This is a genomic window from Enterobacter hormaechei subsp. hoffmannii (genome assembly GCF_001729745.1).
Taxonomy (GTDB): Bacteria; Pseudomonadota; Gammaproteobacteria; order Enterobacterales; family Enterobacteriaceae; genus Enterobacter; species Enterobacter intestinihominis.
Window position 1 is genome coordinate 1,790,490 of the sequence record NZ_CP017186.1, and the last position, 14,949, is coordinate 1,805,438.

15 protein-coding genes are annotated in these 14,949 nt (G+C 55.2%); 13 read left to right on the plus strand and 2 right to left on the minus strand.

From position 1 onward, the window contains the following. Positions 1–238 precede the first annotated feature (238 nt). The 7 genes from astC (at position 239) to ves (ending at position 7,818) form a co-directional block, all read left to right on the plus strand. Positions 239–1,459, plus strand: a complete 1,221-nt coding sequence (gene astC, locus BFV65_RS08420) for a succinylornithine/acetylornithine transaminase (RefSeq protein WP_022647809.1) — start codon at positions 239–241, stop codon at positions 1,457–1,459. Continuing rightward, positions 1,456–2,490, plus strand: a complete 1,035-nt coding sequence (astA, locus tag BFV65_RS08425) for an arginine N-succinyltransferase (protein WP_069596459.1) — start codon at positions 1,456–1,458, stop codon at positions 2,488–2,490. The genes astC and astA overlap by 4 nt, the downstream gene beginning before the upstream one ends. Then, on the plus strand, positions 2,487–3,974 hold the full coding sequence (astD, locus tag BFV65_RS08430) for a succinylglutamate-semialdehyde dehydrogenase (protein ID WP_045307970.1): 1,488 nt from the start codon (positions 2,487–2,489) through the stop codon (positions 3,972–3,974). The genes astA and astD overlap by 4 nt, the downstream gene beginning before the upstream one ends. Then, positions 3,961–5,286 (plus strand): N-succinylarginine dihydrolase, encoded by a 1,326-nt coding sequence (gene astB, locus BFV65_RS08435; protein ID WP_045307971.1) that lies wholly within the window; start codon positions 3,961–3,963, stop codon positions 5,284–5,286. The genes astD and astB overlap by 14 nt, the downstream gene beginning before the upstream one ends. 9 nt (positions 5,287–5,295) lie before the next feature. Continuing rightward, entirely contained in the window at positions 5,296–6,261 is a 966-nt protein-coding gene (gene astE / locus BFV65_RS08440; RefSeq protein ID WP_038415886.1) for a succinylglutamate desuccinylase, read from the plus strand. Between the two features lie 337 nt (positions 6,262–6,598). Continuing rightward, the gene (gene spy / locus BFV65_RS08445) at positions 6,599–7,093 is read left to right on the plus strand and encodes an ATP-independent periplasmic protein-refolding chaperone Spy (protein WP_022647814.1); all 495 of its coding nucleotides are present in this window, start codon (positions 6,599–6,601) and stop codon (positions 7,091–7,093) included. 167 nt (positions 7,094–7,260) lie between these two features. Beyond that, on the plus strand, positions 7,261–7,818 hold the full coding sequence (gene ves / locus BFV65_RS08450) for an environmental stress-induced protein Ves (RefSeq protein ID WP_022647815.1): 558 nt from the start codon (positions 7,261–7,263) through the stop codon (positions 7,816–7,818). Here ves and cho read toward each other — a convergent pair. Both cho and nadE read right to left on the minus strand, forming a co-directional pair. After that, positions 7,796–8,674, minus strand: coding sequence for an excinuclease Cho (gene cho / locus BFV65_RS08455; protein WP_032624399.1), 879 nt, complete (start codon positions 8,672–8,674; stop codon positions 7,796–7,798). The two genes, ves and cho, sit on opposite strands and share 23 nt — an antisense overlap. A gap of 115 nt (positions 8,675–8,789) precedes the next feature. Further along, positions 8,790–9,617, minus strand: a complete 828-nt coding sequence (nadE, locus tag BFV65_RS08460) for an NAD(+) synthase (RefSeq protein ID WP_022647817.1) — start codon at positions 9,615–9,617, stop codon at positions 8,790–8,792. 231 nt (positions 9,618–9,848) lie between these two features. On the opposite strand from nadE, the gene osmE reads away from it, so the two are divergent. The 6 genes from osmE (at position 9,849) to BFV65_RS08490 (ending at position 14,938) form a co-directional block, all read left to right on the plus strand. After that, complete coding sequence (gene osmE, locus BFV65_RS08465; protein WP_022647818.1) at positions 9,849–10,193, plus strand: osmotically-inducible lipoprotein OsmE; 345 nt, start codon at positions 9,849–9,851, stop codon at positions 10,191–10,193. Positions 10,194–10,468: 275 nt separating this feature from the next. Beyond that, positions 10,469–10,792: a PTS N,N'-diacetylchitobiose transporter subunit IIB gene (gene chbB / locus BFV65_RS08470; protein WP_225303350.1), complete on the plus strand. Its 324-nt coding sequence runs from the start codon at positions 10,469–10,471 to the stop codon at positions 10,790–10,792. Between the two features lie 80 nt (positions 10,793–10,872). After that, positions 10,873–12,231, plus strand: a complete 1,359-nt coding sequence (chbC, locus tag BFV65_RS08475) for a PTS N,N'-diacetylchitobiose transporter subunit IIC (protein WP_017384664.1) — start codon at positions 10,873–10,875, stop codon at positions 12,229–12,231. A gap of 47 nt (positions 12,232–12,278) precedes the next feature. Further along, complete coding sequence (chbA, locus tag BFV65_RS08480) at positions 12,279–12,626, plus strand: PTS N,N'-diacetylchitobiose transporter subunit IIA (protein ID WP_022647820.1); 348 nt, start codon at positions 12,279–12,281, stop codon at positions 12,624–12,626. Between the two features lie 2 nt (positions 12,627–12,628). Continuing rightward, positions 12,629–13,474 (plus strand): transcriptional regulator ChbR, encoded by an 846-nt coding sequence (gene chbR, locus BFV65_RS08485; RefSeq protein ID WP_255248587.1) that lies wholly within the window; start codon positions 12,629–12,631, stop codon positions 13,472–13,474. A gap of 108 nt (positions 13,475–13,582) precedes the next feature. Beyond that, positions 13,583–14,938, plus strand: a complete 1,356-nt coding sequence (locus BFV65_RS08490; RefSeq protein WP_022647822.1) for a 6-phospho-beta-glucosidase — start codon at positions 13,583–13,585, stop codon at positions 14,936–14,938. Positions 14,939–14,949 lie beyond the last annotated feature (11 nt).

Consider the following 14,949-nt stretch of genomic DNA (forward strand, 5'->3'; position numbering starts at 1 on the left):
GGCATGTGCATACTCTTTCTTGTTTTCGTGCGGCAAAGCGCCGCTTGCTGTAAAAATATTCACTATCTATGCATTAATAGTGAATAACTCCATATTGTAACTCATTGATATTCTGTTACCCAAATCCGTTTATGCATTTTTATCGCTGGCTGGCACGAACGCTGCAATCTACATTCACAGTGCAAACACTCAATTATTTAACATTTAAACAACCTTTTATTTACCGGATGAGGTCGCTATGTCTCTGTCAGTTACGCGTGAAAATTTCGATGAATGGATGATGCCGGTATACGCTCCGGCGGCTTTTATTCCGGTACGTGGGGAGGGCTCTCGCCTGTGGGATCAGCAGGGCAAAGAGTATATCGACTTTGCGGGTGGGATTGCGGTGAATGCGCTGGGGCATGCAAACCCGGCTCTGCGGCAGGCGCTGAATGATCAGGCGGCGAAATTCTGGCATACCGGCAACGGTTATACCAACGAACCGGCGTTACGTCTGGCGAAGAAGCTGATCGACGCCACTTTCGCAGAAAAAGTCTTTTTCTGTAACTCCGGCGCGGAAGCGAACGAAGCGGCGCTGAAGCTGGCGCGCAAATATGCGCACGATAAATTCGGCCCGCACAAGAGCGGCATCGTAGCCTTTAAAAATGCCTTCCATGGCCGCACGCTGTTTACCGTCAGTGCGGGTGGTCAGCCCTCATATTCTCAGGATTTTGCGCCGCTGCCGCCGGATATCCGTCATGCGGCGTATAACGATTTACACTCTGCCAGCGAGCTGATTGACGACACCACCTGTGCGGTGATTGTCGAGCCCATGCAGGGGGAAGGCGGCGTCATGCCCGCCCAGAAAGCGTTCCTGCAAGGGCTGCGCGAGCTGTGCGATCGGCATAACGCGGTCCTGATTTTTGACGAAGTCCAGACCGGCGTGGGCCGCACGGGTGAGCTGTACGCCTACATGCACTATGGCGTGACCCCGGATGTGCTTTCAACAGCCAAAGCGCTCGGCGGCGGCTTCCCGGTGGGGGCGATGCTGACCACCGATACATTCGCCAGCGTGATGACCGTGGGCACCCATGGCACCACTTACGGCGGTAACCCGCTGGCAACCGCTGTCGCCGGACAGGTGCTGGATATCATCAATACTCCTGAGGTGCTTAGCGGCGTGAAGCAGCGTCACCAGTGGTTTGTTGAGCGTCTTACCGCCATCAATAACCAGACCGGCATGTTCAAAGAGATCCGCGGTCTGGGGCTGTTGATAGGTTGTGAGCTTGCCCCTGAGTTTGCTGGCAAAGCGAAGCTGATTTCACAGGAAGCGGCAAAGCAGGGCGTGATGGTGTTGATTGCCGGCGCTAACGTGGTGCGGTTTGCCCCTGCGCTGATCGTCAGTGAGGAAGAGGTCAGAACCGGGTTAGATCGTTTTGCGCTGGCCTGCGAACAGGTGAAGTCCGGGGTGTCATCATGATGGTCATCCGTCCCGTTGCGCACGGCGATCTCGCCGGGCTTATGCAGCTTGCCGGTAAGACAGGGGGCGGGCTGACCTCGCTGCCTGCCGATGAAAATACGCTGTCGGCGCGCATTGAGCGCGCCCTGCAAACCTGGCAGGGGACGTTGCCAAAAAGCGAACAGGGCTATGTGTTCGTGCTGGAAGAGACCGACACGGGAACCGTGGCGGGGATTTGCGCCATCGAGGTGGCCGTCGGGCTCAACGATCCGTGGTACAACTACCGCGTCGGCACGATGGTCCACGCCTCGAAAGAGCTGAACGTCTACAACGCGCTGCCGACGCTCTTTCTCTGTAATGACCATACCGGCGCCAGCGAACTCTGCACCCTGTTTCTCGATCCGGACTGGCGCAAAGAGGGTAACGGTTATCTGCTCTCCAAATCGCGCTTCATGTTTATGGCCGCCTTTCGCGACCGCTTCAACGAAAAAGTGGTCGCGGAGATGCGCGGCGTAATTGATGAGACGGGCTACTCGCCGTTCTGGGAAAGCCTGGGCGAACGCTTCTTCTCCATGGAATTTAGCCGGGCGGATTACCTGTGCGGTACCGGTCAGAAGGCGTTTATCGCCGAGTTAATGCCGAAGCATCCTATTTATACCCATTTCTTAACGCCGGAAGCGCAGGCGGTGATCGGCGAAGTTCACCCGCAAACCGCCCCGGCCCGTGCAGTGCTGGAGAAAGAGGGTTTTCGCTACCGCAATTACGTCGACATCTTTGACGGCGGTCCAACGCTGGAATGCGATATTGACCGCGTACGCGCCATCCGTAAAAGCCGCCTGGTTGAGGTTTCAGAAGGCCAGCCCGCGCCGGGCGAGTGGCCAGCCTGCCTGGTCTCGAACGAGAATTACGCCAACTTCCGCGCCATGCTGGTGCGAACCAACCCAACATGCGAGCGTCTGGTACTGACGGCTGCGCAACTGGATGCCCTGAAATGTAACGCTGGCGACACGGTTCGCCTGGTGCGGCTCTGCCCTGAGGAGAAAACAGCATGACTCTATGGATTAACGGTGACTGGGTAACGGGCGAAGGTGATGCGCGGACAAAAACTAACCCGGTCGGCCAGGAGGTGCTCTGGTCGGGGAGCGACGCCAGCGCCGGGCAGGTTGAGCAGGCCTGCCAGGCTGCACGCCGCGCGTTTCCGGCATGGGCGAAACGGCCATTCTCCGAGCGCCAGGCGCTGGTTGAGAAATTTGCTGCGCTGCTGGAGGCCAATAAAGCAGAGCTGACCCGCATCATTGCCTGCGAAACCAGCAAGCCGCGCTGGGAGGCAACAACCGAAGTGACGGCGATGATCAATAAAATCGGTATATCGGTGAAGGCGTACCATGCCCGCACCGGTGAGCAGCATACCGGGATGCCGGACGGCGCCGCCACGCTGCGCCACCGTCCGCACGGGGTGTTGGCGGTGTTTGGCCCGTACAACTTCCCCGGGCATCTGCCGAACGGGCATATTGTGCCTGCGCTGCTGGCGGGAAATACCGTTATCTTCAAGCCGAGTGAGTTAACCCCCTTAACCGGAGAAGCGGTGGTAAAACTCTGGGAGCAGGCAGGGCTGCCGCCGGGCGTGCTGAATCTGGTGCAGGGCGGGCGTGAAACCGGTCAGGCGCTGAGTGCGCTGAGCGACATTGACGGTCTGCTGTTTACCGGCAGTGCCGGAACGGGTTATCAGCTACATCGTCAGCTGGCGGGGCAGCCGGAAAAAATTCTGGCGCTGGAGATGGGTGGCAACAACCCGCTGATTGTGGAAGATCCGGATGATATCGATGCTGCGGTCCACCTGACCATTCAGTCGGCATTCATTACCGCCGGACAGCGCTGCACCTGCGCCCGCCGCCTGCTGGTTAAACGCGGCGCGCAGGGGGATGCGTTTCTTAAGCGTCTGGTGGAGGTGAGCGGGCGTCTGGTTCCCGCGAAATGGGATACCGAGCCGCAGCCGTTTATCGGCGGGCTGATCTCCGGGCAGGCGGCGCTGAACGTGCTGAAAGCGTGGCAGGAGCACGTGGCGCGAGGGGCGAAAACCCTGCTGGAGCCGAAGCTGGTTCAGCCGGGCACATCGCTGCTGACGCCGGGGATTATTGAGATGAGTGCGACGAGCAACGTGCCGGATGAAGAGGTCTTTGGCCCGCTGCTGTGCGTCTGGCGCTATGACGATTTTGCATCGGCGATCGAGATGGCCAACAACACCCGCTACGGCCTGTCGAGCGGCCTGATATCCCCGCATCGCGAGAAATTCGACCAGCTGCTGCTGGAAGCGCGCGCCGGGATCGTGAACTGGAACAAACCGCTGACCGGCGCGGCGAGCACCGCGCCGTTTGGTGGCGTAGGGGCATCGGGCAACCATCGCGCCAGCGCCTGGTATGCCGCCGATTACTGCGCGTGGCCGATGGCAAGCCTGGAAACCCCGGCGCTGACGCTGCCGGAGACGCTGAATCCGGGGCTGGATTTTACAGAGGGTGACGCCCATGAAAGCGCGTGAGGTTAACTTTGACGGACTGGTGGGGCTGACGCACCACTATGCCGGGCTGTCGTTCGGCAATGAAGCTTCGACGAAGCACCGTTTCCAGGTCTCGAACCCGAAGCTGGCGGCCAAGCAGGGGCTATTGAAAATGAAGGCGCTGTCCGATGCCGGTTTCCCGCAGGCGGTGATCCCGCCGCAGGAGCGGCCGAACGTGGCCGTGCTGCGCCAGCTGGGCTTCAGCGGTACGGATGAACAGGTGGTTGAAAAAGCCGGTACGCAGTCCCCACAGCTGCTTTCCGCGGCCAGTTCAGCCTCTTCAATGTGGGTTGCGAATGCCGCCACCGTCGCGCCGTCGGCGGATACGCTGGACGGCAAAGTGCATCTGACCGTTGCTAACCTGAACAACAAATTCCACCGCGCCAGCGAAGCGGAGACCACCGGGCGCGTGCTGCGCGCCATTTTTAATCATGATGCGCATTTTGAGGTGCATTCGGCGCTGCCGCAGGTCGCGATGTTTGGCGACGAAGGGGCGGCAAACCACAACCGTCTGGGTGGCGATTACGGCGATCCGGGTTTGCAGCTGTTTATCTATGGACGGGAAGAGGGCGGCCACGCCGCGCCGGTTCGTTATCCGGCGAGACAAACCTTAGCCGCAAGCCAGGCGGTTGCACGGCTGAACCAGGTTAATCCTACTCAGGTGATTTTTGCCCAGCAAAATCCGCAGGTGATCGACCAGGGCGTGTTTCATAACGACGTGATTGCCGTTTCCAACCGTCAGGTGCTGTTCTGCCACGAGCAGGCGTTTGCCCATCAGGAAAAGTTGCTGGCCACGCTGCGCGAACGCGTGCCGGGATTTATGCCGATTCAGGTGCCCACGCAGGCGGTAAGCGTGCAGGATGCGGTCGAAACGTATCTGTTCAACAGCCAGCTGCTGAGCCGGGATGACGGCAGCATGATGCTGGTGCTGCCGCAGGAGTCCCGCAACCATCAGGGCGTCTGGCGCTATCTCAGCGAACTGGTGCAGGCGGATAACCCGATTGATGAACTGCGCGTGTTTGATCTGCGGGAAAGTATGGCCAACGGCGGGGGACCGGCGTGCCTGCGACTGCGCGTGGTGTTAACGCCGGAGGAAATGCAGGCCGTGAATCCGTCGGTGATGATGAACGACACGCTGTTCAATACCCTCAATGACTGGGTGGACCGCTACTATCGTGACCGTCTGGTTCAGGCCGATCTGGTTGATCCGCAGCTGCTGCGCGAAGGCCGCGAGGCGCTGGATGCATTATCAACCATCCTGCAACTGGGATCGGTTTATCCGTTCCAGCGCTAAGGAGACGATATGGAAAACTTTCTGGCGCTGACGCTGGCTGAAGAGACACCGGAGCGGCACGAGGGGGAAGGCCCTTCGTTCCACTGGCGATGGCTGGGGCCGGGCGTGCTTGAACTGACGCCGACGGGGCAATATAACCTGTCGCTGCTGCTTTCTACCGGCATTCACGGGAATGAAACCGCGCCCGTGGAGATTGTCGATCTGTTGCTGCGCGCGCTGTATCGCGCAGAGATCACGCTGCACTGCCGTCTGCTGGTGGTACTGGGAAATCCGCCTGCGCTGGCGCAAAACAAACGGTATCTCGTGAGCGACATCAACCGAATGTTTGGTGGCCGCTGGGCGCAATTTCCACAGAGTGATGAAACGACACGTGCGCAATGGCTGGAGAAGGTGGTCACGGCGTTTTTTGCCGGGGCGGGGGAAACGCGCTGGCACCTCGATCTGCATACCGCCATCCGCGCCTCGTACCACGTACGTTTTGGCGTGTTACCGCAGCGCCATCAGCCGTGGGATGAGGCGTTTCTGACCTGGCTTGGCGACGCGGGACTGGAAGCGCTGGTTTTCCACCAGACGCCGGGCGGCACGTTTACCCACTTCACCTGCGAGAATTTCGGCGCGCTGTCCTGCACGCTGGAGCTGGGAAAAGCGCTGCCGTTCGGGCAAAACGACCTGACGCGTTTTGCCCCTACGCATCAGGCGCTTCGGGCGTTGCTCGCAGGGGTTGCGCCGGAACCCACCCGGGAACCCGTCGTGCGCTATCGGGTCGTACAGCAGATCACGCGTCAAAGTGAAGCTTTCCAGCTTCATATGGCGCCCCATACGCTGAACTTCACGCCGTTTCGCCAGGGCGTCCTGCTGGCGGAAGATGGTGAGACGCGCTATGCGGTACAGAACCCCACGGAATATGTTTTATTTCCTAACCCGTCAGTCGCGTTTGGTTTACGAGCCGGGTTGATGCTGGAAAAAATGCCCTGATCGTCTCCCCTCGCGCAGACCGGAGGGGAAACGAAGAATTAATTTCTTAACGTTAAAAGCGCTCTGGAAGTGTTTGCGGAATATTCCTGGAGAATTGCTTTATTATTAAACGGTACTTCGCTATACTCCTCCATAATCTCTTTAAAATCATGCTGTTGAATATTTTTGTTTCATCTCTCCACGCTTTTTCCTTAATTTCTCCATAATTGGCGAAAACGTGTTTTTTATACTTTCATTGTTTTACCGTTGCTCTGACTAATTGACGATAAACCCCGTAAAGTTAATCTCGTCAACACGGCATAGCGCCGAAGAATAACTGAAAGTAAGGAAAGACATTATGCGTAAATTAACTGCACTGTTTGTTGCCTCTACCCTGGCTCTGGGCGCTACCAGCATGGCGTTCGCCGCCGATACCGCGACCACTACCGCCGCGCCGGCAGAAGGCAAAATGATGATGCATCATAAAGGCAAGCCGGGTATGCATCATGAGATGATGATGTTTAAAGATCTGAACCTGACCGACGCGCAGAAGCAGCAGATCCGCGACATCAGGAAAAGTCAGCGTGACCAGATGAAACGTCCTCCGCTGGAAGAGCGCCGCGCGATGCATGACATCATTGCCAGCGACAGCTTCGACAAAGCAAAAGCAGAAGCGCAGATCGACAAAATGGCCGAGCAGCATAAAGCGCGCATGCTGGCCCACATGGAAACCCAGAACAAGATTTACAACATTCTGACGCCGGAACAGAAAAAGCAATTTAATGCCAATTTTGAGAAGCGTCTGACAGAACGTGCAGCGCCGGAAGGTAAAATGCCTGCACCAGCCGAATAATCGGTTCACTCTCTTAAGACCGCCGGGCTCCTGTCTACACAAGCGAAAACGCTGTGGACAGGACCGGCGGTTTTTCTTTTGCCCCATGCCTAAGGTCTGGCCTTACCGTTGCCGATAATACGTCTGTGAAAATGCCCTGGCGCACGGTGCGTCCTTCAGGAGTGGTCATGGAATTCTTTGATATCCGTAAAATACCCGTCAGTCTCTGGCGTAACGGCGCGGGCGAGACGCGTGAGATTTGCTGTTTCCCTCCCGCGACGCGGGATTTTTCCTGGCGGGCCAGCATCGCCTCCATCGCCAGTAACGGCGAATTCTCCGCGTTTCCGGGCGTTGACCGGGTGATTACGCTGCTGGAAGGCGGCGAGGTGACGCTGGATGCGGGGAGGGCGTTTTGCCATACCCTGAAACACCATCAGCCTTACGGCTTTGCGGGCGATTTGACGGTGAAAGCCGTGCTTACGGAGGGGCAGATGTCGATGGATTTCAATGTCATGACCCGACGGGAGCACTGCCAGGCAAAAGTGCGCGTTGCTACCCGGACGTTCACTACCTTCGCATCACGCGGTGGCGTGGCGTTCGTGTTAAGCGGCGCCTGGCAACTGGGCGATAAATTACTGACCGCCGATCAGGGCGCCAGCTGGCAAGAGGGCAGCCATACCCTCCGTCTACTGGAAACGAAGGGGTCGCTGCTGTTCAGTGAAATTACCTGGCTGCCGGGTCATTGAGCATGACTATCTCATATTTACCGGTTAACAGCGGCTTACAGAGAATTTTGTAGCCATCCTGATCGAACCCGGCAGGTGTGCGCAGCAGGGCGGCAGCGTCATCCAGACTTTCAACCGCGCCAAGCCAGAGCCAGTTGCGGATGACGTGATAGTGCGTCATCGCATCGCGGGTCTCTTTCAACGCCACCGCGCCTTCCCACGGCCAGCAGTTGACGCTGATTGAGGCCAGGCCAGCCATAAACCGGGCATGATGTTCTTCAACGCTCTCTTTTCCACAGCACGCCCCGGCGCAGCGTTTCAACGCGGAGCGGAAACAGGCGCGACCGCGGGTAGTCGCTTCCAGTCCTAACAGGCCGTAACAAAGCTGTAATTCATCAGCAAGGGATTGCAGAGTTTGCAGTGCGGCACGTTTGTTGGCAAACAGACCGTAAAGATTCGGTTCATGCGAAAAATCCACTTCCCGGGCATAAACGACCTGCGGTTTTCCCGCGTTAACCTGCAAGGAACACAGCTGGCGGTTGCGGCGCAGGCGTTTGTTAAACAGCGGCTGCTGTTCCTTGATGAGCCGGGCTTCGAGCAGAAGCGCGCCCAGTTCACCTGCCGTCTCGATCCAGGTGATCCGCCGGGACTGTCTGAGCATCGACGCTTCGTCCGGCGTACGCAGGTGCGACATCACCCGACTGCGGATATTTACGCTTTTGCCGATATAGAGCGGCATGGTGTCGCTGTCGCCGTGGAAGAAATAGACGCCAGGCTGTTTAGGCAGCGCCTCAAGCCAGGGGCGAAGATGCTCGGGATATTCGTAGATAGCCGCCGCTTCAAACTCAAGACGCGGGGCGGATTGACGCCTGCTCACATACTGCTCCATATACTGTTCAGGCATACAGTGTAGCAGGTGTTTGGTGGTTAAAAAAGAGCCGGGTGGCGGTTACGCCTTACCCGGCCTGCAAAACTGAGTTACCGTTTTGCTTTTACTTTTTCCAGAAATCATCAAACACCGTAATGGGTGGACGGCGTTTGTGCTCGGTTTTCAGATACCAGCCTTCAATAATTTTTGCGGTACCTTCGTCGAGCGTTTTGCCTTCCAGATAATCATCGATGTTGTCATAGGTCACACCCAGCGCGGCTTCATCCGGCAGGGAAGGGCGATCGTCTTCCAGGTCTGCCGTTGGCGCCTTCTTATACAGGTGCTCCGGGCAGCCCAACGCCGCCAGCAGTTGCTTACCCTGACGCTTGTTCAGGCGGAAGAGGGGGTTGATGTCCGTGCCGCCATCGCCGTATTTGGTGAAGAAACCGGTGATGGCTTCCGCGGCGTGGTCGGTGCCGACGACGACCCCTTTGGTCATCCCTGCGATACTGTACTGCGCTTTCATGCGCTCACGGGCTTTCTCGTTGCCACGAACAAAATCGCTCAGTTCAATACCGGCTTCACGCAAGGCCTGCTCGCTTGCCAGCACCGAACCTTTGATGTTTACGGTAAGAACACGGTCCGGCTGAATAAAGGCGATCGCATCCTGACAGTCCTGCTCGTCGGCCTGCACGCCATACGGCAGACGTACGGCAATAAATTGCAGTGCGGTGTCACCGGTCTCGTCACGCAGCTCGGTGATGGCCATCTGGCTAAGTTTACCGGCCAGAGTGGAGTCCTGACCGCCGCTGATACCCAGTACCAGCGTCTTCAGGAAAGGGTGTGCGGACAGGTAAGCTTTCAAAAAATCAACGCTACGACGGATCTCTTCATTGGCATTAATCGCAGGTTTCGCGCCCAGCGCCTGAATAATTTCTTGTTGCAGAGCCATTACGCCCTCCCTATGCAGAACCAAACAGAAAGTGTGATCTGTTAAAACTAACCCTTTGTCGGGGAAACGACAAGGATCACAGTTTTGAGTGTACTGTTTTACAGCGATTTAGCAGCTTATCGTTGTTTTATTAGAATTTTCCGAAATTCGTCTGGCGTAACTCGCAAAGTTGAACAATAGTAATTTTTATCCCATGCTTAGTTAACACGCTGATAAACAAGAGGACGGAATATGAACAAGAACGTAGCAGGAATTTTAAGCGCAGCGGCGGTACTGACTATGCTGGCTGGGTGTACAGCTTACGATCGCACCACAGATCAGTTCACACAGCCAGTGGTAAAAGACGTCAAAAAAGGCATGACGCGTTCCCAGGTTGCAGCCATTGCCGGTAAACCTTCTTCAGAAGTCACTATGATCCACGCGCGTGGCACCTGCCAGACCTATATTCTGGGTCAACGTAATGGTAAGGCAGAAACCTACTTTGTCGCCCTGGATGATACCGGTCACGTGATCAATTCGGGCTACCAGACCTGCGCTGAATACGACACCGATCCACAGGCACCTAAGGCGCAGTAACCGCGCTTGCCTGAAAGTGTTAACAAACCGGCCTGATGGCCGGTTTTTTTATGCATACGTAAATCTTATTTCTTAGCGCGAAATATTTGCCTGAAATGTGAAGGTAGTCAACAAGCCAGGTCAATGAGAGACAATTTGAGTCTATCCAGAATTATCCCCTCCCTGTACCATTGCGTATACTCACTTCAACGACAAACAATGTTCAGCACACTGCCCGTCAGCCAGGATAGCGAGTCGAGTGATAGCGCGACGGCGGTCAGACCAATAAGAGGGAAATTATCATGGAAAAGAAACATATCTACTTGTTCTGCTCTGCGGGCATGTCCACTTCGCTGCTGGTTTCAAAAATGCGCGCGCAGGCCGAAAAATATGAAGTCCCTGTGGTGATTGAGGCGTTTCCGGAAACGCTGGCGGGCGAAAAGGGCCAGACAGCAGATGTAATTTTACTCGGGCCGCAAATCGCTTATATGCTGCCAGAAATTCAACGTTTGCTCCCTAATAAGCCGGTCGAAGTGATCGATTCCGTTTTATACGGCAAGATTGATGGTTTAGGTGTATTAAAAGCTGCTGTTGCGGCGATTAAAAAAGCTGCTAATTAATTTTTTATTTTTCCCGTCAAAGAGTTATTTCACACACAATACGCCGTAACGGTCGTTGCGGCATTTAAGGGTATTTTCCTATGAGTAAAGTCATCGCTTCACTTGAAAAGGTACTCCTTCCTTTTGCTGTTAAAATAGGAAAGCAGCCTCACGTTAATGCCATTAAGAACGGCTTTATTAAATTAATGCCGTTGACATTAGCCGGGGCAATGTTCGTTTTAATTAACAACGTTTTTCTCAGCTTTGGAGAAGGTTCCTTTTTTTATTCATTAGGAATTAGGTTAGATGCTTCCACTATTGAAACCCTTAATGGTTTAAAAGCCATTGGCGGCAACGTATACAACGGTACGTTGGGTATTATGTCGCTAATGGCGCCTTTCTTTATTGGAATGGCCCTGGCGGAAGAGCGTAAGGTGGATCCGCTGGCGGCGGGCTTACTGTCCATTGCCGCGTTTATGACCGTCACGCCGTACAGCGTGGGCGACGCTTACGCCGTGGGCGCCAACTGGCTGGGTGGGGCAAACATTATTTCCGGTATTATTATCGGACTGGTGGTGGCCGAAATGTTCACCTTTATTATTCGCCGCAACTGGGTTATCCGCTTGCCGGATAGCGTTCCGGCCTCTGTTTCTCGTTCATTTTCCGCGTTGATACCGGGCTTCATTATCCTCTCCATCATGGGGATTATTGCCTGGGCGCTCTCTCACTGGGGGACTAACTTCCACCAGATCATTATGGACTCTATCTCAACGCCGCTGGCGTCGATGGGTAGCGTGGTCGGTTGGGCGTATGTCATCTTTACCTCCCTGCTGTGGTTCTTCGGCGTGCATGGTTCACTGGCACTGGCGGCGCTGGACAGCGGTATTATGACCCCGTGGGCACTGGAAAACGTCGCGCTTTACCAGCAGTACGGCTCCGTCGATGCGGCGCTGGCGGCCGGTAAAACCTTCCATGTGTGGGCGAAGCCGATGCTTGACTCCTATATCTTCCTGGGCGGTACCGGGGCGACGCTGGGTCTGATCATCGCGGTCTTTATTGTCTCTCGCCGCGCCGACCATCGTCAGGTTGCGAAGCTGGCCCTGCCGTCAGGCATCTTCCAGATTAACGAGCCGATCCTGTTTGGTCTGCCAATTATCATGAACCCGGTGATGTTCATTCCATTCATCCTGGTTCAGCCGCTGCTGGCCGCGATTACGCTGACGGCGTATTACCTGGGCATTATCCCGCCGGTGACCAACATTGCGCCGTGGACGATGCCAGCTGGTCTGGGCGCGTTCTTCAACACCAACGGTAGCGTGGCCGCCTTCCTGCTGGCGATATTCAACCTCGGGATTGCAACCCTGCTCTACATGCCGTTCGTGGCGATTGCGAACAAGGCTGCAACGGTTATCGATGAAGAAGAGAGCGAAGAGGATATCGCCCTCGCACTGAAATTCTAAAATTGCACGGCGCGGGGCAGCCCGCGCCAGCGTAAAGGAGCTTAAAGATGTTAGATTTAGAGAGTATCGTTGCCGAAGAAACCGCAGTGAACGATCTGGAAGAGGTGGTGATGGGGCTCATCATCAATTCCGGGCAGGCGCGAAGCCTGGCGTATGCGGCGCTTAAGCAGGCTAAGCAGGGCGATTTTGTTGCCGCGAAAACCATGATGGAGCAGTCCCGTACGGCGTTAAACGAAGCGCATCTGGTGCAGACGAAACTCATCGAAAGCGACCAGGGCGAAGGAAAGATGAAAGTGAGTCTGGTGCTGGTACATGCGCAGGATCACCTGATGACCTCCATGCTGGCGCGCGAGATGGTAGCGGAGCTCATCGAGCTTCACGAGAAGATGCAGTAAGTCTGAACAGGCACCAGGAGGTCAGCACGATGGAAATCAAAACCGCACATGAGCAGCAGCTGTTTAATGGCAAGAATTTTCACGTGGTGATTTACAACAAAACGGAGAGCGCCAGCGGTCTGCACCAGCATGACTACTACGAGTTCACGATTGTTCTGACCGGCCGCTACTATCAGGAGATTAACGGTAAGCGCGTCCTGCTTGAGCGTGGCGATTTCGTCTTCCTGCCGATGGGGTCCTATCACCAGAGCTTTTATGAGTTTGGTGCGACGCGCATTCTTAACGTAGGGGTGAGCAGGCGTTTCTTCGAGAAGCACTATCTGCCGCTGGTTCCGTTCTGCTTTGTGGCGTCACAGGTCTATCGCGTTAAAAATGAGTTTATGACCTGGATTGAAACGGTTATCGCCTCGCTGAATTTCCGCGACAATGAATTTGATGAATTTATTGAAACCGTGACGTTCTACGTCATGAACCGTCTTCGCCATCACCGTGAAGAACAGCAGGTGGTGGATGATATTCCTCAGTGGCTGCGCAGTACCGTGGAGCTGATGCACGACAAAGGACAGTTCAGCGATAACGCCCTGGAAAACATGGTGGCGCTGTCGGGTAAATCGCAGGAATATTTAACGCGTGCCACGCAGCGCTATTACCGTAAAACGCCTGTTCAAATTATTAATGAAATCCGCATCAATTTTGCCAAAAAACAGCTGGAAATTACTAACTACTCTGTCACCGATATCGCTTACGAATCGGGTTACAGCAGCCCCAGCCTGTTTATTAAAACCTTTAAGAAAATGACTTCATTCACACCGAACAGTTACCGCAAAAATTTAACGGTAATTAATTAACTTTCGGCGGTTATCCGCCAGGAATATTGACGTAATGGCTTGCCCAAATAGCGGGAAGAGTACGCTATACCTTGCAGGCGATTACCCTGATAAGCTAAGGGAGAGTTTATGCAAAAGAAATTAAAAGTCGTAACCATTGGTGGCGGCAGCAGCTATACCCCGGAATTACTTGAAGGTTTCCTGAAACGTTATCATGAATTACCGGTCAGCGAATTATGGCTGGTGGATGTTGAAGAAGGTCAGGAGAAGCTAAATATTATTTTTGAACTGTGCAAACGCATGGTTGAAAAAGCAGGCGTGCCTTTAACCGTGCATAAAACGCTGGATCGCCGCCTGGCGCTGAAAGATGCTGACTTCGTGACCACCCAGCTGCGCGTCGGCCAGCTGAAGGCGCGTGAGCTGGACGAGCGTATTCCGCTGAGCCACGGTTATCTGGGCCAGGAAACCAACGGGGCAGGTGGCCTGTTTAAAGGTCTGCGTACGATTCCGGTCATTTTTGACATCATTAAAGACGTGGAGGAGATCTGCCCGAACGCGTGGGTGATTAACTTTACCAACCCGGCCGGGATGGTCACCGAGGCAGTCTATCGTCACACCGGTTTCAAACGCTTTATCGGCGTCTGCAATATTCCGATCGGCATGAAGATGTTCATCCGCGATGTGCTGGCGCTGACCGATAACGATGAATTGTCCATTGACCTGTTCGGCCTGAACCACATGGTCTTTATCAAAGATGTGATTGTGAACGGGCAATCGCGCTTTGCGGAACTGCTTGATGGCGTTGCCTCTGGTCGCCTGACCGCGGCCTCGGTGAAAAACATCTTCGATCTGCCGTTCAGCGAAGGGCTGATCCGCTCCCTGAATCTGCTGCCGTGCTCGTATCTGCTTTACTACTTCAAGCAGAAAGAGATGCTGGCGATTGAAATGGGCGAATACTACAAAGGTGGCGCACGCGCTCAGGTTGTGCAGAAAGTAGAGAAGCAGCTTTTTGATTTGTATAAAGATCCGAACCTGAACGTCAAACCGAAAGAGCTTGAGCAGCGCGGTGGGGCATACTATTCAGATGCCGCGTGTGAAGTGATCAACGCCATTTACAATGACAAGCAGGCCGAGCACTATGTGAACGTTCCGCATCATGGGCACATCGACAATATCCCGGCAGACTGGGCCGTAGAGATGACCTGCATCCTTGGGCGCGAGGGTGCAAAACCGCATCCCCGCATTACCCACTTCGACGATAAGGTGATGGGGCTGATTCACACCATCAAAGGCTTTGAAGTGGCGGCGAGCAATGCGGCCCTGAGCGGCGAGCTGAATGACGTGCTGCTGGCGCTGAATCTCAGCCCGCTGGTGCATTCTGACCGTGACGCTGAAAAACTCGCGAGTGAGATGATCCTGGCGCATGAGAAATGGCTGCCAAACTTTGCTGCAACGGTTGAGAAACTGAAACTCACACACCGTTAAGAGGAGGCGCG

Coding starts and splice junctions, on each gene's coding strand:
- nadE (WP_022647817.1), bottom strand. CDS start 9,617: ATGGCTCTGCAACAAGAAATTATTCAGGCGCTGGGCGCGAAACCTGCG.
- astC (WP_022647809.1), top strand. CDS start 239: ATGTCTCTGTCAGTTACGCGTGAAAATTTCGATGAATGGATGATGCCG.
- chbC (WP_017384664.1), top strand. CDS start 10,873: ATGAGTAAAGTCATCGCTTCACTTGAAAAGGTACTCCTTCCTTTTGCT.
- chbA (WP_022647820.1), top strand. CDS start 12,279: ATGTTAGATTTAGAGAGTATCGTTGCCGAAGAAACCGCAGTGAACGAT.
- astB (WP_045307971.1), top strand. CDS start 3,961: ATGAAAGCGCGTGAGGTTAACTTTGACGGACTGGTGGGGCTGACGCAC.
- BFV65_RS08490 (WP_022647822.1), top strand. CDS start 13,583: ATGCAAAAGAAATTAAAAGTCGTAACCATTGGTGGCGGCAGCAGCTAT.
- osmE (WP_022647818.1), top strand. CDS start 9,849: ATGAACAAGAACGTAGCAGGAATTTTAAGCGCAGCGGCGGTACTGACT.
- spy (WP_022647814.1), top strand. CDS start 6,599: ATGCGTAAATTAACTGCACTGTTTGTTGCCTCTACCCTGGCTCTGGGC.
- ves (WP_022647815.1), top strand. CDS start 7,261: ATGGAATTCTTTGATATCCGTAAAATACCCGTCAGTCTCTGGCGTAAC.
- astA (WP_069596459.1), top strand. CDS start 1,456: ATGATGGTCATCCGTCCCGTTGCGCACGGCGATCTCGCCGGGCTTATG.
- astE (WP_038415886.1), top strand. CDS start 5,296: ATGGAAAACTTTCTGGCGCTGACGCTGGCTGAAGAGACACCGGAGCGG.
- astD (WP_045307970.1), top strand. CDS start 2,487: ATGACTCTATGGATTAACGGTGACTGGGTAACGGGCGAAGGTGATGCG.